This window comes from Paenibacillus sp. J22P277 (assembly GCF_059383675.1).
Genome location: NZ_JBXENS010000011.1, coordinates 23,697 through 46,768, shown reverse-complemented (window position 1 = coordinate 46,768; position 23,072 = coordinate 23,697). Strand labels below are relative to the sequence as shown.

At 53.9% G+C, this 23,072-nt stretch carries 14 protein-coding genes; all 14 read left to right on the top strand.

The genetic code is table 11. The features are described 5' to 3' along the window. Nucleotides 1-293 precede the first annotated feature (293 nt). On the top strand, nt 294-3,167 hold the full coding sequence (locus AC50YL_RS32245) for an S-layer homology domain-containing protein (RefSeq protein ID WP_494837482.1): 2,874 nt from the start codon (nt 294-296) through the stop codon (nt 3,165-3,167). Between the two features lie 185 nt (nt 3,168-3,352). Then, complete coding sequence (locus tag AC50YL_RS32240; RefSeq protein WP_494837481.1) at nt 3,353-5,905, top strand: hypothetical protein; 2,553 nt, start codon at nt 3,353-3,355, stop codon at nt 5,903-5,905. Nucleotides 5,906-6,037: 132 nt separating this feature from the next. Continuing rightward, entirely contained in the window at nt 6,038-6,556 is a 519-nt protein-coding gene (locus AC50YL_RS32235; RefSeq protein WP_494837480.1) for a hypothetical protein, read from the top strand. Nucleotides 6,557-6,645: 89 nt separating this feature from the next. Next, the gene (locus AC50YL_RS32230) at nt 6,646-6,915 is read left to right on the top strand and encodes an alpha/beta-type small acid-soluble spore protein (protein WP_494837479.1); all 270 of its coding nucleotides are present in this window, start codon (nt 6,646-6,648) and stop codon (nt 6,913-6,915) included. A gap of 235 nt (nt 6,916-7,150) precedes the next feature. Then, nucleotides 7,151-8,353: a methionine adenosyltransferase gene (metK, locus tag AC50YL_RS32225; protein ID WP_494837478.1), complete on the top strand. Its 1,203-nt coding sequence runs from the start codon at nt 7,151-7,153 to the stop codon at nt 8,351-8,353. Nucleotides 8,354-8,423: 70 nt separating this feature from the next. Continuing rightward, the gene (locus AC50YL_RS32220) at nt 8,424-12,932 is read left to right on the top strand and encodes an Ig-like domain-containing protein (protein WP_494837631.1); all 4,509 of its coding nucleotides are present in this window, start codon (nt 8,424-8,426) and stop codon (nt 12,930-12,932) included. Nucleotides 12,933-13,081: 149 nt separating this feature from the next. Next, on the top strand, nt 13,082-15,784 hold the full coding sequence (locus AC50YL_RS32215; protein WP_494837477.1) for a stalk domain-containing protein: 2,703 nt from the start codon (nt 13,082-13,084) through the stop codon (nt 15,782-15,784). 71 nt (nt 15,785-15,855) lie between these two features. Beyond that, the gene (locus tag AC50YL_RS32210) at nt 15,856-17,016 is read left to right on the top strand and encodes a sensor histidine kinase (RefSeq protein WP_494837630.1); all 1,161 of its coding nucleotides are present in this window, start codon (nt 15,856-15,858) and stop codon (nt 17,014-17,016) included. 13 nt (nt 17,017-17,029) lie between these two features. Next, a complete protein-coding gene (locus AC50YL_RS32205; protein ID WP_494837629.1) occupies nt 17,030-17,758 on the top strand; it encodes a response regulator in 729 nt (242 codons plus the stop codon). A gap of 292 nt (nt 17,759-18,050) precedes the next feature. Continuing rightward, nucleotides 18,051-18,725 carry a glycosyltransferase family A protein gene (locus AC50YL_RS32200; protein ID WP_494837628.1) on the top strand — a complete coding sequence of 225 codons (675 nt, stop codon included), beginning with the start codon at nt 18,051-18,053 and terminating at the stop codon, nt 18,723-18,725. A gap of 178 nt (nt 18,726-18,903) precedes the next feature. Then, a complete protein-coding gene (locus AC50YL_RS32195; protein ID WP_494837476.1) occupies nt 18,904-21,051 on the top strand; it encodes an ATP-dependent helicase ComFA in 2,148 nt (715 codons plus the stop codon). 8 nt (nt 21,052-21,059) lie between these two features. Then, a complete protein-coding gene (locus AC50YL_RS32190) occupies nt 21,060-21,869 on the top strand; it encodes a ComFC family protein (protein WP_494837475.1) in 810 nt (269 codons plus the stop codon). Nucleotides 21,870-22,213: 344 nt separating this feature from the next. Continuing rightward, nucleotides 22,214-22,642 (top strand): TIGR03826 family flagellar region protein, encoded by a 429-nt coding sequence (locus AC50YL_RS32185; protein ID WP_494837474.1) that lies wholly within the window; start codon nt 22,214-22,216, stop codon nt 22,640-22,642. Between the two features lie 147 nt (nt 22,643-22,789). Then, nucleotides 22,790-23,068 carry a flagellar biosynthesis anti-sigma factor FlgM gene (gene flgM, locus AC50YL_RS32180; RefSeq protein WP_494837473.1) on the top strand — a complete coding sequence of 93 codons (279 nt, stop codon included), beginning with the start codon at nt 22,790-22,792 and terminating at the stop codon, nt 23,066-23,068. Nucleotides 23,069-23,072 lie beyond the last annotated feature (4 nt).

Sequence of the window (23,072 nt, the reverse complement as noted above, 5' to 3'; positions counted from 1 at the left end):
AAAAGTTTTTTTCTCGACATCGCAACTTTTTCGAAACCACTGCGTTTAATTACATGAAGATGGCGGTAAGAAAGCTTATCTGACGTTGGAAGGGCCTGGTACTATTTGTGAAATAGCCCTTTACGCTAGTAAGTGCCCATTGTATAATGTTAAAGTGGTGTTCGGACCCTACCATTTTTTTCATGCCTACTTTTATTTACAAGATTCTGCGACAAGTTCCTACAAGGAATTACTTCTTGCAGACATTATTTATACGAACTATGCTCAACTCGTGAAAGGGGGTGAATCGGCTAATGAGACAAACGAGCAAACAATATTCTAAACAAAACTCTCAAGACCCGAAGCAATTTAGAGGAGGAGAAAAAAAGGTTATGAAAAAAAGTTTATCTCTATTAGTGGCAGCAGCTATGACACTGACTACAGCGTCGGTAGCATTCGCTGACGATGCAGCACCAACTACTCCAACAGCACCAACAGCTCCAGCAACACCGGATCTTACAGCACAACAAAAGTTCGACGCTCTGAAAGAACTGGGTATCTTCAACGGCTATCCGGACGGTTCCGCTGGTCTTGACAAACAAATGACTCGCGCTGAGTTCGCGAAAGTACTTACGAAGCTTACGCAACTTGAAGAAAACGCAGCAGCAGCTAAAGTCTACACGGACGTTCCTGCTACTCACTGGGCAGCTGGATTCATCGGCGCTTCCACGGAAGCTAAACTGATGAACGGTCTGGGCGCTAACAAATTTGGTCCATCCGGTCAAGTAACGGTTGAGCAAATCGCGAAAGTTGCTGACCTGGTTGCAGGTATCGAGCCTTCTACCGATGCTGTAACTGGTAAAGTATCCGAGTGGGCGAAAGGTTATGTAGCAGCTGCAGTTAAAGCTGGTCTTCTTCCTGAGCTTCCTTCCTACCAAACAAACGCAACTCGTCAACTGTTGGTAGAAGTTACTTACGATCTGGCTGGTGCTACGAACGTTAAGGTTGCTTCCACAAAAATTCTTGACGAAAAAACCGTTGAAGTTACTTTCTCCGATGGTGGCGTAGTTAAGAAAACGCTTGACACTGCACTGGTTAACGGCGTTGCTACTAAATTCACGGTTGAATATCAAGGCAAATCTTACGAAGTTTCGGTAACTCTTGCAGCAGCTAAAATCGCTAAAGCAGAGCAAACAAACGCTCGTGAGATCACAGTTAGCTTCGACCGCGCTTTGACTGCAACTGAGAAAGCAGCATTGACTTTCGAAGTTAAGAACCTGGTACCTTACGGCGTTACGCCAACTTGGTCCACTGACAACTCGTCCGTAGCTCTGGTATCTGCTTACCTGCCAGCTGGCGAATATGATGTAACAGTTAAAGGCTTCGATGCTGTTAAAGTAAAAGTGGCTGACGAAGTTGCAACTAAGATTGAAATTGGTGTTCCATCCGTTCAAAAAGCGGATAATCAAGACCTCGGCATCAAATTGGTGAACCAATTCGGTAAGGAGATTGCTAACGCTCCTTTGAACATTACGGTTTACAATGCTACGCAAGGCAAAACAATCGCAGCTGATGAGAACAACAAATACGACTTGGCAGCCGATGACAAAGCGAAAATCGATGACAACGTCGTTGTTACGGTATCGCACTCTTCCGGACTTAATACTTCCAAAACGTTCAAAGTCGTTGCAGGTAGCGCAGCTACTTCCATTAAATTGGGCACTGTGGCACCTTTGAAAGACAAAACGCGTATCACTGCTGGTGATGCAGGTCTGGTATTGCCTATCGAATTGACGGACCAATACGGACAAAAAATCAAACTTAATCAACAAACGGTAACGGTTGCTAACAACCAAACGGTTGCTGTTATCGACGGTATCAACTTCATTCTGGGCGAAGCTGGCGTAATTAAATCGTTCGCGGTTGATAAAGACGGCGTACTGACGTTTGATACTGTGAAAGCATCGACTCTGGTTATCAATGCTATCAACCCAACTACTGGTGCGACAGCAACGACTTCCGTTAAAATTGAAGGTTCTGCAACAGTAGCGAAATTCAACCTCAACAACCCAGGTAAACTGGTTGCTGCTGATGAAGAAGTTGTTCTTCCTTTCGTAGCAGTTGATAACTTTAACGGTCCAATTGCCGGCAAAGATATCAAACTGGGCGATGGTACTAACAATACTGTGAAAATCACTTCTACTAATGTTGATTTCGCAGACGGTTATCCGAGAATCAACGGTAAAGGTGAACTTGTTGTTAAGTTTGCTGCCAATGCTTCCGGTACTGCTTACATTTATGCATACACCGCTGGCTATGGTCAAGTAGGTAGCCTGCAACTCCCAGTTAACGCGAAAGCAACTGCTAAAGTTGTTAACGGTATTGTTAATGTAGCGAAAAACTTTGCTGTAGGTGCAACTTCTGATCTCGACAAAGACAACATCACTTATCTTGACAGCTACAGCCGTACTTTCAATGTAGCTGAAGGTGATTATGATGTACAAATCACTGGCGATGCTGTAACTTATGCAAATGGTAAACTGACAGCAGCAAAAGTCGGTACAGCTAAAGTTGCGGTTTCTCTGAAGAACGTGAACAACGACACGGCTTATACATTCGACGTTAACGTTGTGAGCGCAGATAAGATCACTTCCTATGCATTCGATACTGTAGGTACTGTCTATGGTAACGACAAGAACACTGTAGCCGAAGCTCACACGAAGACCATAAATCTGGTCGGTAAACTCTCGAATAATGACACGGTTGCATTGGTTCAAGATGATGCATTTGACAACGTAACGACATCCGATAGCTCGATTGTTGAAGTAAGCGGCAAAAAGATCTATGGTCTTGCTGCTGGAAAAGCAACAATTTATGCCTACAAAAACGGTGTCAAAATCGCTGAACAAGAAGTAACAGTAGCGACTGCTAAGCCTGTTGCGACTACGGTAGCTTTCGGGGAATCCGAATACAGCATCACTAAGGGCGCAGCTGATCTGGCTGTTACAGTTACGGTTAAGGACCAATACGGCACACCAATCGATGGTAATGGTTTCTTGACTTCCAGCGATCCGAAAGTAGCTACAATCGTTGGTGGTAAAGTTCACGCTGTTGAAGTAGGTCAATCCACTTTGACTTACATCACTTCTAACAATGTCTCTGCAACTGCAGTAGTCACTGTTAACTAATCATAATAAGTTTCAACAAAGGCAGGCGAGATTATTCTCGCCTGCCTTTTCCATTTCTATGGGATATACCGCATATGGCATTCGTCGACTAGACTTATACTTAGGAAGGATTTAGTTTTGTTCTGGTTGAAACAAATGATATGCATAAAGCGTCTATTAGTGTATAGATTCCAGGAGGGATGAACGTGGCTCATAAGTGGGTAAAGATCGGCGTAGTGGCTTTAGCAGGCTCCGGTTTGTTATTGCAAAATGCCGACTTCTCGGTATCGCCTGTTGCTGCAGCAACAAGCACCAGCACAAGCTCCATTTCCAGCAAGATCGTCAAGCTCAATGCATCGGCTACTTTGAATATTAGAGATGTGCATTTCCTCATGCAAGGTCAGGGCAAGGTGTTGGTATATTCGGTGAGCATTACGAATAACGGCAACTCGTCCCTGGATCTACTCGATTATTGGCTTCGCGTGAAGACAAAATCCGGCAAGACATTTAAAACTACGGTAACAGACGCGGATAAAGACAAGAAGGATGTTCCGGCGAAATCGACGCAGTATCTGACCTACTACACCGTAGTAGATAGCCAGACCAAGCTAACAGACCTTTCATTCCAAGTATTGAAGTGGGATTTTTCCACGGCCAATTATGAGAGAACGTTAGGGACGATTCAATATCCAGCGAATGGCACCGATAAGGTTGCCCCATTCAAGGATGCGACGATGCTCTATGCTAATAATAAAATCCGCAGCGCGATTAAACAGTCTTACATAACGACAGATGCCAATAATGCATACTTGGTCGTAAACTTGCTCCTCGAAGATGTCGGCTTTCAATCAAGCGACCTTTCCAAAATGAATTTCTTCATTCAAACCGATAGTCTTTCCGTCTATAATGTTACCGCATCCGGTTTGGATCAAACTTCGATTCAGCCGAAGGAGCGCAAAATTGTTACCTTGCACGCCACGATTCCGCTCGCTGTAGCAAGTAAAGCATTATCGCTTGTTGTTGCGCAAAACGATGATGTCAGCAAAATACAGCTTCCGGTAGGCGTATTCTCATTACCGACCACGAAGCCGCTCGCAGCCGCAGCGGTAGGTAAAACCCGATTGGTGTATATGTCGGGTTCACCGACCAATACGGTAGCTGGTCAGGCTTTCGTATCTCAAGGTACGAGCAGTAAAGATCTATCGTTGGACTATAAAATGACGAATATCGGGACGGCTTCGATTGCAAGTCCGGCGCTGGATTACTTTATTGTCACGGCTTCCGGAACAAGCTACCCATTATCTTATGAAAAAGAAGAGAATGCGACGATATTGCCTAATATTGAGAAGACCGTCTCTTTAAGCGGGCAGATTCCCACCAATGTGAATTTGACCAATGCTCAGCTTGTCGTGAAATCTCAGGCAACGGATAAAGAAAAGCCGTATATTATCGGAACGTATGCCCTGCAAACCGCAACCCAGCAAGGTTCGCTCGGCGGTTCCTTTATCTATAAAGACTTTGCGGTGAAACTCAATACGATTCAACGGGCGCCTTCGAGCGATAATGATATGCTTGTTGCGAATTTTTCAGTGACAAACAGGAGTACCGCAACCGAGCAATTACCGACACTTGGCGGTTACTTCATGGTGAATGGCGTAAAAATCGGTACGGAGAAGAAAGCTGTTGCTATGGATGATTCAGTCACGATTGCTCCAGGAGCCTCAGCGGATTTTGTCGTCTATTCCGATATTCCGTATACGACGTCGATCGATAAAATCACGTTTGTCAGTACGGAACCTGTACAAGACAAAGCCGGCAAACAATTGTATCAATTCAGTGCGCAACAAATAAGTGATATTCCAACCAAACAATTGGATGATACGTATGCGATTAAAGGTATTGGCAAGCGCTCCACGGTCAAGGTACTACGGACAAACATCTTCGGTGGAACTACGAAGAACATCTTCTATTCAGAGTTTGAAGCCGTAAACAATGAAGTACGCTCTTCCCAAATTGCTCAATTGGGTGGTTATATCGTAGATAAAAACGGAATTGTAGTGCCCGTTCAGTTTGCGACCGTCAAAGATAAGCTTTCGCCAAACGGTAAAGCTTTACTTAGCGCATGGGCAACCATTCCGAAGAGTTTCGACACGGCATCCTATAAATTGATCCTCGGGCAGGCATTAGCTACTGCTACTGGCGGCAGCGCAACTGGCTCTTCCAATTCATCCACCACAGGGTCTGGAGACGGGTCTGGAACCGATGAACCAGCTGCGAATCCTGTATTGGTCAACATGGTTTCCTATGGATTTAATGCATCTCCGGCTGTAATTAGTTCCGATTTTAACAAGATAAGCTTTGCAGGATACACGCTTGGCCTTCATAGCATTAATGCCTATATGAGCGTTCAAGGACTCTATGAAGTGAACGGCCTGAAATTAGGTCTGAACTATGACCTTGCAAAGAACAGTGACTATGAAATCATCACGGGAGATCACAAGCTTCTAATTGAATTCGTAAACCAAGATTCCAATCAAGTCACATACGAGAAGCAATTTGCCTTAACGACAGCGGGTGAAAATGAAGAACTTCTAAAAGAAGCGACAAATAATCCGCTTACGATTCTATACAATGATCCGGAGATTCAATCAAAAATTCAACGGTACGATACTTATAAAGTTAACGTCTACGATGTCTTCCAAAATAGCAAGCTCCTGCTCGCCAGCAAAGAAATGACCTGGTTTACGACGACACCTTAGATCTTCACACAATTAAACCCTAGCAGAGCCGGTGAATAAATACCCGGCTCTTCTTTATGAATTGGAGCACTAATGCCGATATAACCTAGTAATCGGTTATTGAAAATAAAGAAAGGCAAGGAGGACCAAATCGTGAGATTTAATAGCAAAAAGTTGGCGCTTTCGATTGCGGTCGTTGGTGCGGCTCTATGGATAGGCTTGAAAATACCTACCCTTGCGGAAGGAGACAGCGCTGCTGTCACTCCAGGCTCGATCAATGACCCGGTCGTAACCAAGAGCTATATCGATACGCAAGTCGCTGACTTGGTGAAGGCCGAGCTTGCTAAGCAAGGCGGAGGTCAGACGGATCCGAGCCAAGGCACTGGCGCGCAAAAAGTTGAAGTCGTAACGGTGCCGGTCGGGAAACGCCTGATTGCGAAGGATGGCACGGAGTTCATCGTTCGCGCTGGAAAGGCTGTAGCCTATAGCGCGGACAGCAATGGGATATCAGATCTAACCGACGGCATAGATATCACCAACAGCAAGCCGGTTCCGAATAACCATTTGATCTTGTTCCCGCGGGGCGGACGAGGCGTGACTCCGGCTCCGGGGCAAAAAACGGGATTGACCGTAATGGTGCGCGGTACATATGAGATGCAGGTGCAACAATAGTTATTTTTACCCGAACTGACAACAACTTATCCGCTTCGAATGCCGGACAACCGCACACACTACAAGCATCCCATTAGGAGGTGCTTACAATGTCGAGAAGCAATCGTAAAGTCGTGCCTGAATGTGCGCAAGCCTTGAACCAAATGAAGTACGAAATCGCAGCCGAGCTTGGTCTGATGACCGGCGGTACGGCTGGTGGGGCAGATACGGAGTTTGGTTCAGAGCTGGGCGGTACGGCCGGTGCCGGCGGCGCTCACGTGAATTGGTCGCAGCTCGCTACGCGAGACGCGGGTTTCGTTGGAGGCAGCATGACTAAAAGACTCGTCCAACACGCCGAACAAGTGCTTAAAGGTCTGTAAACAGGCGCGGGAAAGTACCCATTACCATTGACACAAAGCGACAGTTTCGGTATCATACTGTTTTAGAGAGTTCTTAATGAGACCTTTTCCACATTGGAAAAGGTTCATTTTTTGGAATCGAAACGTTCAGCGTTAGATCCCTTATGGGACGACGATTTCTTCATAGAGTCCCAGCAACCGTTGCAGGTTATGCATCATACTTAAATTTTATTGAGGTACTGGAGGTTGAGGTTAAATGTCACTTAAAGGACGCCATCTATTCACGTCCGAGTCCGTTACGGAAGGCCATCCCGACAAAATATGCGATCAGATCTCTGACGCGGTTTTGGATGCTTTTCTGGAAGTAGACCCTTATGCGCGCGTCGCATGCGAAGTATCCGTCGCTACTGGCTTGGTGCTCGTAATCGGCGAGATCAGCACGAGCGCGGATTACGTCGATATCCCGTCGATCGTTCGCCGCACCATCAAAGATATCGGTTATACGCGTGCCAAATACGGCTTTGACTCCAGCACTTGTGCGGTGTTGACGTCGCTTAACGAGCAATCCGCGGATATCGCGCAAGGCGTCAACGCAGCGCTGGAATCCCGCGATGGCGTGGACGTTCGCCAAGAAAACGAAGACATCGGCGCCGGCGACCAAGGTTTGATGTTCGGTTTCGCATCGAACGAAACGCCTGAGCTGATGCCGCTTCCGATCGCGCTCGCTCACCGCATCTCGCGTCAATTGTCGGAAGTGCGCAAAAACGGTACGCTTGAATATCTGCGTCCGGACGGCAAAACGCAAGTCACGATCGAATATGTCGACGGAAAACCGAAACGCGTTGACGCGATCGTCGTCTCCACGCAACATGCCGAGGAAATCACATTGGAGCAAATCCAATCGGATATCCGCAAACATGTTATCGCACCGGTCGTTCCGGCTGAATGGCTGGACGAGGAAACGAAATACTTCATCAACCCAACCGGCCGTTTCGTTATCGGCGGCCCGCAAGGGGATGCCGGCTTGACTGGCCGCAAGATTATCGTCGATACGTACGGCGGTTACGCCCGTCACGGCGGCGGTGCATTCTCCGGTAAAGATCCGACAAAAGTCGACCGTTCCGCGGCGTATGCAGCCCGTTATGTGGCAAAGAACATCGTGGCAGCCGGTCTTGCGGATAAATGCGAAATTCAGCTTGCCTACGCGATCGGCGTTGCTAACCCGGTATCCATCAACGTGGATACGTACGGCACCAGCAATGTTGATGAAGAAGTACTAGTAGAAGTCATTAAGAACAACTTTGATCTGCGTCCGGCAGGCATTATTAAGATGCTTGACCTTCGTCGTCCGATCTACAGCAAGACGGCCGCTTACGGTCACTTTGGACGTACGGACATCGATTTCCCGTGGGAACGCGTGGACAAAGCCGATAAATTAAAAGCCGACGCACTGCGTTAATTTCATATCAGTTTAAATTATCCGTTCCTGGGAAGGAACGGATTTTTTTGTGCGAGGCATCGGATAGTTGGTGGGCAATTTACATAAACATCTTCATTTCATAGGCATCCCAGCCGAAAACTATAATACGAGTGTCTTTATTGGGGAGTGGGGAATCTTGGTGCGAAATCGCAGAGGGGTATCAATTATAGTTGCAGCATTATTGGTCTTGCAGTTTGTCGTTGGCGGACTGACTACAGGACCAGTGCGGGTTAAGGCCGCTTCGAGCGGTCCGGTTATTATCAACAAGTTACCGATGGCCAGCACGTCGAACGTTCCGACGAATACCAACCTTAGCCTTACGTTCGACGAGAACGTCAAGAAAGGAACGGGCAGCGCGACGATTCAGCTCCACAGGCAGTTGGATAACGTCGTCGTCGAATCTTTCGTCGTTGCTTCCGACAGCAGAGTTGCTATCGGTTCAGGCGACAACCGCAATGTCGTGACGATTTCACCGAGCTCGAATTTCGCCTTGAATACGAGCTATTACGTCACGATCGATGCGGGAGCATTTTTGAATGAAAGCAACAACGCCAGTTTTGTCGGATTGACGAGCGCGGTCGGTTGGAGCTTTACGACGGTCGCTTCGGCGGATACGACGGCTCCGGTGCTGAGTGCCGTTACGCCGTTCATTCCCGCGAACGGGGGAACGGCAGGCATAGGTACGACGCTTACGATGAGATTTAGCGAGCCGGTCTATGCGGCGATCGGAAGCATCACGGTAAAGAACATGGCGCAGACATCCGATGAACAGCCCATCAACGTTAATTCGACCGAGGTGAGCGGAAGTTCTACAAACACCATCAGCATCACGATTCCAAACGTTTTGAATGGAAGCAGCACCTATGAAGTCTTAGTGCCGAGCGGCGCCTTCCAGGATGCGGCCGGTAATTCTTTTGCCGGTGTAGGCGCCTCGCAATGGCGTTTCACGACCACGGCTCCGCCGCTGGGCAATCCAACGTTGCGACCGGTCGACGATTCCTATGCGGTAAGCATATCTACAAATCTTGTTCTAAGCTTCAACAGGACGGTTGTTGCCAATACGGGATCGATCACAATTAATAAAATCGTCGACAATTCGACGGTGCAAACGATTAACGTCAACTCGGGCAGCGTATCGTATGTCCCGAACGGCTCGACCGGTGGAACGGACGTCATTATCAACCCCTCTGATTTGGCACCGAATACGGGCTTCTATGTCTTGATTGACTCAAATGCATTTAAGGACGCATCGGATTCATCGAAGCTGTATCAGGGCATCTCGGATGCGAGAACGTGGAGCTTCGTGACGGATCCGGGCAACGATACGACGCCGCCGTCATTGCTTGCGGACCGTAAACCTTCAGGTGCGCAAGCGACGAAAACGGTCAGCCTAGAAATGAATTTCTCCGAGGCGGTATATCCTGGAACTGGGAACATTACGATACGTTCGCAGCCTTCAGGCGCTGTATTTACAAGCATACCCGTCACGTCCTCCAAAGTTAGCGGCGGGGGTACGACGAAGATCACGGTAACGGATAGCGACAAGAATTACGCCAGCAACACAAGTTACTATGTAGAAATCGGCGGGCAGGCTTTCTCGGATGCAAAAGGGAACTATTTCGCCGGTATCTCCGGATCAAGCTCTTGGACGTTTGCGGTTACGCAGGATAATGACAAGCCTGAGCTGGTATTGACCTCACCGTCAAATAATGCGCAGAACATTCCTCTGCAAGGCACGATTCTAGAGGTAACGTTCAGCGAGCCGATCTTGCTGGGTTCCAATGCATCGGCAATCAATGTCAAGCAGGTTGCTGGCAACGGCAATTCGACGTTAACTACCACCTTATCCATCGACTCGTCGAATAATCGCAAGTTGCGTATTAGCGTTAATGGAGCCATGGTCGCGAATACGGATTATTACGTGGAAATCGCCCCAGGCGCGGTTACCGATTTGGTCGGTAATGAATATGAGGGGATTCTCAATCAATACGCTTGGAGATTTAGGACGTCTAGCAGTACTTATGGCCCTCCGACGGTGACGACGGCCGCCTTGGTGGGTACGAATAAAATCGCCATTACGTTCAATGAGAATTTGAACGCTAGCGATGCGGCGACTCCCCTTGCCGGTAATTTTTACGTGACGGTAAACGGTGCCAGCCGCACGGTGTCGAACGTAAGCATCAGCGGCAATGTCGTAACGCTCACGCTCCAGAGCGCCGTTTCTTATGGACAAGTCATTCAGGTGTCATACTCCGCCGGCTCGAAACCGATTAAGGATTTGGATGGCACGGCGGCGGCCAACTTCTCCAACGTCAACGTGACCAATGTTCCGGATACGACGCCGCCGTTCCAAGCGAGCGGCTCAGTCAGCGGCAACATGATTCTCTTGACTTTCAGCGAAGAATTGGCGCCAGTCAGCTCCTATGCGAGTTCGCAGTTCACGGTATACGTCGATAATGCTTATCGATCGGTTACGAGCATCTCGAGTTCGGATAATATCGTTTTCCTAACATTTAACGGTGCTGCTCCATCGACGGGACAAACCGTGTCGGTATCCTACACACGTTCATCATCGTATCCGCTCAAGGATCTGGCAGGCAACCAGCTGTCCTCCTTCAGCAACTTCTACGTTCAGAACGGCCAAGACCAGCTTGCTCCGTCGCTGCAGAGCGTCACGTCCTCCGGGTCCACCGTGACGCTGACGTATAATGAAGCCATGAATGCAACGTTGATACCGCCGACATCGGCATTCATCGTCACGGTCAATGGTTCGGCGCGTTCGGTCTATAATGTCAGAATCAGCGGGGCACAGGTCATATTGACGCTCTCGACAGCAACATTAACGGGAGATTCCGTGCTTGTCTCTTATCTTGGCGGGTCCCCTGCGTTAACGGATTTCGGCGGCAATGCCGCTCCTGCTTTCAGCAGCATGCCGACGAACGGCAGCAGCGGTTCTTCATCTCTTGCTTTGAACGGAGTCATCGCCAAGGGAAGCACGATTACCGTCAGCTTCTCCGAACCGTTGAACACGAGCTATACGCCAACGACATCGCAATTCTCGGTGAAAGTTAACAATGTCACGCGTTCGATTTCCAATGCGACGATTAGCAGCACTGCTGTCGTGCTCACGTTGTATCCTGCGGTAAGCATCGGCGATACGGTGAAAGTCAGCTACAGCAATGCGGGTATCGGGCCTCGTTCGACTACGGGCGTCATGCCGGCTTCCTTCACGGATATAGTCGCGGCGAATCAGACGACGTGGGCCGATAACGCCGGAGGAGACTTCGACGCTGCGACCGGCGGAGGAATAGCGATCAAAACATCGGTTGCGACAACCTCGTCCGCGGTATCTCCGGCCGGTATTCCGACGAATCAGTACGCCATTACGGCGGAGAAAATGACGAATGCGTTTAATGCGGTACGTTCGGTCAGCGGTACGATGCCTCGCGTCGTCTTTACCGTACCGAACACGGAAAACGCGGCGATCGTCGCCTTTCCGCTGGGTGCGCTGGAGGACGCAAAGAAACAGACTTCCAATGCTTCGATTGTCGTCGCCTACAAAGCGGTCACGTACGAAATTCCGCTCAGCGCGCTGAACTTCGTGCAGCTGGCACAGATGATGAACGCGGCCGGGGCCGTCGGGCAATTGATCGTCTCCATCGATACGAGCGCAGGTTCGCTGGCCGGCTCTTTGAATACGCAGCTCGGCAGCCTAGGGGCGCAATCGCTCGTAAGTCCGGTCAGCTTCCAGCTGGCGATATCGAATAACGGGCAGATGAAATCGGTAGATAACCTGAGCGGCTACGTGACCCGCACGATTACCACTTCCGCGAACGTGGACGGCAAACAAACGGCGGTCGTCTGGCTGGATCCGCAGACGAATAAGGTTTCGTACGTGCCGACGCAGGTAACGCAGGTCAACGGTCAATCCGTGATTTCGTTCAAACGAAAAGGGAACAGCGTATATGCCGTCGTGAAAGGCACGACGAAGTATACCGATTTGACGAAGCACTGGGCACAAAACGACATCTTGCTTATGGCCAATAAGTATATCGTCGAAGGCAGCACGCTCACGACCTTCGCGCCGAATAAACCCGTTACGCGCGGCGAATTCGCGATGTTCATCGCGAAAGGACTCGGGCTGACCGGCGATAAGGCGGCAGCGGGGAAATTCAAGGACGTGAATACGAGCACGGTCCTCGCGGCTTACATCGGGGCGGCCGCCACGTCCGGCATCGTTCAAGGCTTGACGGACGGCACGTTCAAGCCGAACAACGCGGTCACGCGCGAAGAGATGGCTACGATGATGATTCGCGCGGCCGGCGCCGCCGGCGTGCAAATCACGCTTTCGGATACCGCCGCTAATATTCTGAAAAGATTCGCCGATCGCGGCAAGATCGGCACATGGGCGCAGAACGATGTCGCGAAAGCAGTCCAAGCGAGCATCATCAGCGGCCAAGCGGCCAACAAGTTCGGCGGCAAGAACAAAGCGACGCGCGCGGAAGCGGCCGTGATGGTGAAGCGTCTGCTGGACTATGTGAATTTCCTCGATATTTAGTAGAAATAGGGCTATCCGGTCGAATCGACTCGGATAGCTTTTTTTTGTCGCTCGATAGAGGGTGATAGGACTATTCTATCAGACGTAACTTTTCCATTGGTTTCTTAGTCTAAACTACTAGACTTTGAGACGGGAGAGTTGTTAGAGAAATGCGGAACGAACAGAAGACGACCCGGATGCCGGGCAAAAACGGCAGACGCTTGCTAATATGGACGCTTGGGGCTTCGCTGCTTGCGCAGCCATTGATGATCGCCGTACCGGCCTTTGCGTCGGCAGCTACTAACGGAACGACAACGAATGCCATCCAGGCGGCAGTCAAGCAGCTTGTGCAGATCAATACGGAAATGATTACGTCGGGCGCCAAGCGCGTCGATTATTCGTGGACCGGCAAGGCCGGAGCAACGCCTTCGAAGGTACATGTCATCGAGGTCGACCTGATGAACCCGTATGTGAAGCTCGATGTCATGAACGGCAAGGCAGGCTCCGTATCGAGCGTCGGCTCCGTCGGTAACATGGTGGGCCAAACCGGCGCTGTAGCCGGCGTGAACGGGGATTATTTCAATACGGCCAGCGGCAAAGGCAATCCGATCGGCGCCGAAGTGACGGGCGGCCAGCTTGTCTCGAGTCCTTCGCAGCTGACGGGCATGTATGCTTTTGCGCTGACGAACGAGCATAAGCCGACGATTGATACATATGGTTTTGAAGGGGCGGTAACGGCGGCCGACGGTTCCGTCTTTCCGCTGTCCGGCATCAACAAGGCGGCTTACAAGACGGAGCCGGGCAACGCGTTCAGCCATGCCAACGCCATGTACATCTATACGGGCGCGTGGACGCAGTCGAGACCGGACGCAACCGACAGCTCCACGACGCCGACGGAAATTCTGGTGCAGAACGGCATCGTCACGCAATTCGCCGACAATAAGATGATCACGGGCAGCGTGCCGGCCGACGGATATATTCTCCGTACGCACGGCAAGGCGGCCGAATACGCGCGCGCGCATTTGCAGGTGGGAACCCAAGTCTCGGCCAGCTATAATCTGATCGCGCAATCGACCGGCGAGAAGATCGACCCGGGTTCGCTGCAGATGCTGATCGGCGGACACACGATCCTCGTCAACGGCGGCGCCGCGGCAACCTTCTCCCGCAGTACGAGCAGCATCAGTCCGAACAGCGACCGCGCGCGCACGGCGCTGGGGTACTCCAAGGACGGCAAGAAGGCGTTCATCATCACGGTGGAGGACAGCGACAGCAGCCTGGGCGTCACGCTCGCGGAGCTGCAGCAAATCATGGTGCAGCTGGGCGTGTGGAAAGGGATGAACCTGGACGGAGGCGGATCCACGACGATGATCTCGCGTCCGCTCGGGGAGACGGCGGCGCAACTCTCCTTTCCGACGGAATACGGCGTGACGCAGCGCCTGGTCGCAAACGGCCTCGGCGTCTTCTCGACGGCGCCCGCGGGCGCGTTGATGGGCATCAAAGCGAGCGGCGGCAGCGTGCTGTTCGTGGGACAGCAGGCGACGTACGCGATGAAAGCCTACGATACGTTTTACAATCCGATCGATCCCGGAACGCTGCAGCCGCAATGGCTGGTCGGCACGCCGCTGGGCAGCTTCTCGGGCAACACGTTCACGGCGACTAAATCGGGCACGACGACGATCACCGTGAAATCCGGCAGCGCGAGCGACAAGCTGCCGATCGAGATCGTGGGCGGCGATTCCATCGCCGCCATGACGGTGGATGCGGGCTCGCTCGTGCTCGAGCAGGGCAAATCCATGGCGCTTCCCGTGCATGCCACGCTGAAGGACGGCCGCAAAATGACGGTTCCGGCATCCGCGATCAAATGGGAGCTGCGCGGCTTCACGGGCTCCGTGAAGGACGGCACGCTTACGATCGATGCCGTGAACCCGTCCGCGCAAGCCGGCTACGTCATTGCCCATTATGACAATTTCTCGACGATGGCCGTGCTTACCGCGGGCGCCGACAAAAAATTCGACGATTTCGAGAGCCAGACCTATCCAATTTCGTTCCAAGGTACGAATGGTGTAGTAGGCACGTCCTCCATCGTCGCGGGTTTGCCCGGGACGAATAGTTCGAGCGTCGTGCAGCTGCAGTATGACTTCACGGGCGGAAGCGGGACGAAGGCCGCTTATGCCGTCCTGAACGGTACGGGCCGCAAAGTGGACGGCAGCCCGTCCGGAATGACCATCGACGTGATGGGCGACGGCAGCCTGAACTGGGCACGGGCCGAGTTTATCGACAGCAAGGGCGCCGCGCACCTGATCACGCTGGCCAAGCAAGTGGATTGGACCGGATGGAAGACGATAAAAGTAAATTTGGCGGCCGAAGGAATGGCCTATCCCGTCACGTTGAAGCGGCTTTACGTCGCCTCGCTGGAGGACGGGCAGGACGAACGCGCGCTGACGGGCGCGCTTGCGTTCGACAACCTTGCGTTCCAATACCCGGCGGTCGTACCTGAACCGCCGCGCGCGAAGATCGGCCTGAAGCTGGGCTCGAAGAACGCCACCGTCGGCGGCCAGGCCTATAAGCTCGACGTGGCGCCGCTGCTCTTGAACGGCACGACTTATCTCCCGCTGCGCTTCGTGACCGAAGCCATGGGAGCCCAGATCGATTGGGATGCGGCGCTGAAGCGCGTCACCGTGCTGCGAGGCGGACAATTGCTGGAGATGTGGGTCGGACGTAACGATTTCGTGCTGACGGGCGTGCGAAAGCAATCCGAAGTCGCGCCGATCACCCGCAGCGGACGCACGCTTGTCCCGATTCGACTCGTATCCGAGCAATTAGGCCTACGCGTAAATTGGGATGGAAAATTGGGCACGATTACCGTCGAATGAAATGGATGCCTGCAACTGATTATGTGATATGATAGAATTAGTAGAACATGCAGAAAGTGGGCCGGGAAAGCATGGATTATCGCGTGGACGATATCGATAAAGTCATCAAGAACGCCGTTCTTGTCATGGAGGACAGCAAATATCAGATTTTCGAGATTTGCGAATCTGCGCGCAAAGAAATGTTTTCGCTGGGCCAAGAATTGAGTCAAGTACTGGAAGAAGCCGGGAATATTATCGACAAGGTGGACCAGCTCGAGCTGGATTACCGCCGGGCCAGGATCCGGTTGACTGAAGTCAGCCGGGACTTCGTCCGATATAAAGAAGAGGACATCAAAACAGCCTACGAGAAAGCGACGCAGCTTCAGCTGGAACTGATGATGTTCCGGGAAAAGGAAACGTATCTGAAGGCCCGCCGCGACGAGTTGCAGAAGCGGGTGCGCAATGTCGAGAAGTCCATCGAACGGGCGGAATCGATCGCTTCCAAGATCAACGTGGTGCTGGAGTACTTGTCCGGGGATTTGAATCAGGTGACGCGTATCCTGGAGTCCGCCAAGAACCGACAGCAGATCGGGCTGAAGATCATATTGGCCCAGGAGGAAGAGCGCAAACGGATCGCGCGGGAGATTCATGACGGCCCGGCGCAATCGCTTGCGAATATAGTGCTTAGGACGGAAATTGCGGAACGCATGCTGATTAAGCAGGAATTTCAAATCGTGCAGGAAGAATTAATAGATTTGAAGAGTCAGGTACGTTCGGGCATCGAGGAGATCCGCAAGATCATTTTTAATTTGCGTCCGATGGCATTGGATGATCTGGGACTCGTGCCTACCCTTCGCAAGTATATTCAAGATTATGAAGAAAAAAGCAAGATTCGCACGATGTTTGAAACGATCGGCAAGGAGGTTCGACTGCCCTCGGCCATGGAAGCTGCGATTTACCGCGTGGTTCAGGAAGCGTTCAGCAATGCGTTCAAGCATGCGAATCCGTCCTATGTCTCGCTCGAAATGACCTATCAAGCGCAAATGGTGAAAATTGTCGTCAAAGACAACGGCGTCGGATTCCAACCGAGCCTGATTGAATCCAAAGCCAAAAACAGCGTCCATTTCGGTTTGATCGGCATGCGCGAGCGGGCGGAGCTGCTTGAAGGGAGGATGGAGATCGAATCCGCAATCAACGAAGGCACCAAAATCACGATTCATATCCCCATCAACGCGGAAACTAGAAAGGAGTAAATGACGAATGACGATGGAAATGAAAGCTTCTAGCGGCAAACGCAAAATCAAAGTATTGATTGCTGACGATCATCAGCTATTCCGCGAAGGGCTTAAGCGGATTCTCAATATGGAAGATGATTTGGAAGTCATCGGAGAATGCAACGACGGAATTCAGGTATTGGAATTCTGCAACCAGAACAAGCCGGAAGTCGTGCTCATGGACATCAACATGCCCATCGAGAACGGCGTCGTGGCGACGGAACGGCTCCGTGATATTTTCCCGGAAGTAAAAGTCATTATACTCTCCATTCATGACGACGAGAGCTATGTTTTCGAGACGCTTCGCAAGGGCGCGAGCGGGTACCTGTTAAAGGATATGGAGGCGGAAGCGTTAGCAAACGCGATTCGTTCCGTCGTGAACGGTTATGCGTACATCCACCCGAAGGTGACGGGCAAGCTGATCAACCAGCTTCGCCGCATGACGTATCTCGACGAGATCGGCGCGACCTCCGGAGCGGCGGCGGCAAGGGAAACCGGCGTCAAGTTCATTCCGAGCGAGGATAATCCGCTGACGCGACGCGAGGCGGAAGTGCTTCGATTGATGGCAGAGGGCAAGAGCAACAAGATGATCGGCGAATTCTTGTTCATCAGCGAGAAGACGGTCAAAAACCACGTGAGCAGCATTTTGCAGAAAATGGAAGTCGACGACCGCACGCAGGCCGTCATTCACTCCATCAAGTTTGGCTGGGTTACGCTGTAAACGGGCTATACATACGAACGAAAGAGGCTTCCGCATCGATGCGGGGGCCTTTTTTGCGGTTGAGTGGGGCGTTACGGGGACGGGCTAGCCACAGGATTTGCCGGAGCACCATGCGGATGGAAGGACGCGGTAACTGCGCGCATGAGGGTGACTGCCGTCACGCGTCGTCGCACCCCGCGCACCTTGTTGCGCCAGTCGCCGAAAGCCCCTTTCTTGTCCCGAAACGGCCGTAACCTCTGGGCGCGCGGCGGCATATGATGTCACATAAAGGAGGTGGACGCCTTTGATTACGGTGTTGTTGTGGATCCTGGGCTGCTACGTTGCGGCTGCCGCCGTCGTCTACGTCTTCTCGGCTATGCGCCTAGGGCGCGAACGCCGCGCCAAGCATTACGTGCTGATCGCCGGCAATGAGGGGGCGAGGATAGAATGGTATATGCGCTCGCTTCGCCGCTTCTCGCATATGACGGGCACGGACGTGAAGGTGACGATTGTCGACAACGGCTCGGAGGACGATACGCTGAGCATCGCGCGGGTATTTGCCAAACACGGGATGAATGTGCAGGTGCATGCGCACGAGGGTGGAGATATGGCTGCGAACCGGATGGGTGCCGCGTCGGGGGATGGTGAACGGAGTCTTGGGACCTTCAGCGAGACGGGTTCGGCTGCAGGGCTTCCACCGTTTACGCCGGATTCCCATGCGGATACGGCCGACGGAGCGAAGAAACATGACGGCCACCCTGGAAAATGGCAACGGTTACGCGCGATTTGGCGGTGGAGAGTCGGCAGTCACGGGACTGCAGCCACGGGCATGGACGAGGCAAGGAAATCGGGGAAAAGCAGCGGAAAGCCGCTGGAACCGACGCATTTGCTGTGGATGCTGCAGGCGGAGGGCATCGTGTCCGAAAGGGAGCATGCCGTCCTGATCGACCTGAGGGATCCGGCGGATTTGTCGAAGCTGCCGTTCTGATCAGTTGACGGGTAGGAAACCGCATAGCGTAGAAGGATTGCGTACCTCGGGAGGGCGATGTATAATTACGACAACTGAATATTGCGACGAGTGAAGCACACCCGTAGGACTGCCGGAAGGCGGTTCGTGGGTGTGCTTTTTTGGTTTTTCGGGCGCATGGCAAGCGGAGGGGAAGCGAATGAAGGTTGTTGTGTACGCGGTTGCCGCTGGGAAGCGCTCTTGGGCGGGTTGGTCGCTGGCGCCTGAAATCGATATGGCGTATTGGCTTGTTCCGGGATATCGCGCGGAGGCGGAGCGGGCCATTCATGCCGGAACGAGGAGCGAGGAACGGGAAGAGATGTATGGCCGAGCGGAGACAGGGCGTGCCGCGGGTAACGGGGTCGGAACAAGGAAAGGGAACGCGGCGGGAAGAGAAAGAGGGAAAGGGCATGAAGCGAATAGCCGGGCGCAATATCGACAAAGCGCAGCTGGAGACGGAGAGGGTGGCGAGGCGGAACGGCTTGTCGTCTGGACGGAGCCGCTGCCGCTCGGCCATGCGCTGGCCGTTGCGGAGCAGTGGCCCGGCGGGAGCCTGCCGGGCCCGCGCTTGGATCAAACGTTGACGCGTTTGATCGCGGACGCGTGGGCGGGCGACGCCCGCCTGGGGCTGCCGGTTCCGCGGCAGCCTGCGGCACATGCGGCGCATGTGCCGCGCGCGGCCGAGCCGGGCGCCGGCCGCGCGGACGCGCATGCGCTCGCGGCGCGCGCGTGCCGCGCCGCTGCGCTGCTGCAGGGACGAGCGCTGCTCGGCAGCGAAGCGCTCGCCCTGCTCGAGGCCGCGGGCGCGGCCGGGCCGGCCGGCGCCGCGCCGGCGTCTTGGAGCGCGTGGGCGCCCGCGCTCCAGCTGGCCGCGCTGCTCGGCCGGCTGCGCCTCGGCGGCGCGGTCGCCCCGCAGCCGCAGCCCCGGCTGCTGCGGTGGCGGCAAGCGCTGGGCGCCCGGCCGCGCCCGCGGCTCCGCTGCCAGCGCTGCGGCAGCGACACGGCGCGCATGCGCCGAACCCCATGCGCCGCGTGCGGCCGCGCATGCGCGTACTGCGAGGCGTGCCTCAACATGGGCCGCAGCCGCGAGTGCGGCCTGCTCATTCTCGGCTCGCCGGGTATTCCCGACGCCCGCGTCGATTCGCCCGCCTTGCGCACACGGCACGAGCCGATCATGCAGGCGGCTCAAACCGCACCGAGCCAAGCTGCGGCGCCCGATCTCGCCGTCTGGAACCTCAGCCCCGCCCAGACGGCCGCCGCCTCCGCGGCACTGGCTTACATCAACGGCCCGAGCGACCCCCGGCAGCCCCGCCGCAGATTCCTGCTCTGGGCCGTGACCGGAGCGGGCAAGACCGAGATGATCTTTCCGCTCATTGCATCGGCGTTGGAGCGAGGCGGCCGGACGCTCATTGCCACGCCCAGGCGGGATGTCGTGCTGGAGCTGGATCCGCGCATTCGCAAAGCGTTCCCGGGCGCGGCCGTCGTCACCTTATACGGCGGAAGCCAGCAGCGCTGGGAGCAGGGAGAGATCACGCTCGCCACGACGCATCAGCTCTTTAGATTTCGCGAAGGGTTCGATCTCGTCATCGTTGACGAAATTGACGCGTTTCCCTATCACGGCGATCCGATGCTGCACTTTGCCGCCGAGAACGCGCGCACGCCAGAAGGCACGCATGTACTCTTGTCCGCAACGCCTCCGGCGGCGCTTCGCGCAGAAGCCAGAATCGGCCGATTGGCGCATGTGCGCGTCCCGGTCCGGTTCCACAGGCATCCGCTTCCCGTGCCGGGCTTGCTTTCGATTCCGCCCGTGCGCAAGCTGCTTCAGCAGCGCGGCCTTCCGCGGGGGTTGACGTCCGCGCTCCGCCGTTCGATCGACCGCGGCGCGCAGCTATTCGTCTTCGTGCAGCAGATCCGCGACGTTGAGCCGCTTGCCGCCAAGCTGCGGCGTTTTTTTCCGACGATCGTCATCGGGGGCACTTCGTCGCAGGATCCCGATCGAACAGACAAGGTTCAGCAGTTTCGCGCGCGTGCCATCCGGCTGCTCGTCACGACGACCATACTCGAACGGGGCGTCACGGTACCGAAGAGCGATGTCTTCATCCTCGATGCGGATGGCAGGCTGTTCGACGATGCGTCGCTGATCCAGATGGCCGGCAGGGCCGGGAGATCCAAGGATGATCCCGCGGGAAACGTCTACTTCTGCGCGCCGGCGCGAACGCGTGCCCAGAAATCCGCGATTGCCCAGATTCGAAGCATGAACCGCATTGCCAGGCGCCATGGCTATCTGATCGACAAAGAAAGGCGGTGATCGGACGAATGTCAGTCCCATCGATTTTGCGCTCGTTCCGGCGGGCGTTTCCCAAGTTCACGGCGCTGCTCGCTGCGAGCGCGAATGCCTGCCTGGTCTGCGGCGGCCGCTGCGAACCGCGGCAGCAGGGACATTTCGGTTCCCTGTGCAGGGCTTGTTATCGCGGCATTCCATGGATTACTCGCGTCTATTGTCCGATATGCGGCCGGCCCGAGCATTGTCCCGACTGCGTTCGCCGGACGCGGACCGCATTCGTGCTGAGCCGCTCGGCCGTCCGTTATGACGCCGCGATCCGCGAGTGGATCGCGCAGTACAAATACGGCGGCAACGAGGCGCTCGAACCCTTGCTGGGCGAATTGCTGACGATGGCCTATCGCGGCCTTTGCGCCGAACTCCGGCTCCCGCCTACCATGCCGGGACGCTTCGATGCCGTCATTCCCGTGCCGCTAAGCGAAGTCCGGCTCCTTGAACGCGGCTTCAACCAAGCGGAGCGGCTGGGCGCGCGCCTGGCGGAACCCGAAGGCATCCCGCTCGTCGGTGCGCTGCGGCGGACGCGGCATAGCGTCAAGCAAAGCGCCAAGACACGGGGCGCGAGGCTGCGCGACACGCATAATCTGTTCCGGGCCGACAGTGCCGTACTGGCAGAATTGCTGCATTCGCGCAGCCGGCCGGACAGCTGCCGCCTTCTGCTAATCGACGATATTTACACGACCGGCAGCACGGTCAACGCTTGCGCCGAGGCTTTGGCGGACGCCTTGAGGCAAGCGGCGCCGACCATGCGTTATGAAATCTACTGCCTCACGCTGGCCCGATCGTAGGAATCAGGCCGGTGAAAGAGCTACAGCCGCTTGCCTCGCAATCTCGCGATTTAACTGCCGGTCTATCCGTTTACCTGACGCGAACGATCAATCCGGATTTTTTCTGCACCTCGCGCGGCTCCTCGGGCAAGGCGTGACGGCGCATGATGGCTGTCACGCTTCGTTGATTGGAGCATGCAGTGCCACGGTGAACGGCACCGTTTCCGGATAAGCGGAGCACTCGGCTCAACGGTAACCGCCACGCGTTTCTTTCCCGGCAGCCCGTCCAAAAAAAAGGGTGAATTTTGTCAACGTATGAGTTAATATGAAGTCACGATTCGCGACCTGGAAGGGAGCATGAAGAGATGGATCTCGACAACTGCCCGCGCTGCGGCAAACTGTTCGCGAAGAATTTCCGCGATGTTTGCCCCGCCTGCATTAAAGCCATTGATAACGAATACACGCTGTGCTCGGACTATCTCCGCAAACATAAAGGCGCCAATATTACCGAGCTGACGGAAGCCACGGACGTAAGCATTAAACAAATCACGAAGTTTATCAAAGAGGGCCGGATTTCCCTGATCGGCGCGCCGAACCTGATGTATCCGTGCGAGATGTGCGGGACTCTGATCCGGGAGCATAACAAATGCGACAGCTGCCGGGCTAAACTGCTGCAAGAGGTGAACAAGGCGAGACCGGATCAACCGGCAAAGGAGCAGGCCGACCCTGCAAAGGCGCCGTCATCGGTCGCATCCGTTTACCGCATCATGGATCGAACCACGCGAAACAAATAATCGCATCAAGCCCGGCGAAGCGAATCTCGTAGATTCTCCTCCGCCGGGCTTTTTTATAGGCTAAATATTGGCTATAAATAATTAAATGGAATTGCCGATAATACTTGTATTAGCGAATCGGCTTTTTGAAATGTTGGAGGGATGAACGTGAAGATCAACCAAACGCAGCGGATTAATGCGGTGAATCCGTACCAGAAACAAAACGATCAACAGGCGGGCAGCCTGAGCCGCAAGCGGAAAACGGACGAGGTTCAAATTTCGGCGGAAGCGCAGGAGATGCTGTCCTACAGCCGGGTCAACGATCCGGAACGGGCGAAGCGGATCGACGAGCTCAAGGAATCCGTTCGCTCGGGTACCTATCAAGTGGAGTCCGGCAAGATCGCCGAAAAGCTCCTCCCGTATCTGAAAAATCATAAACAAGAATAGGTGG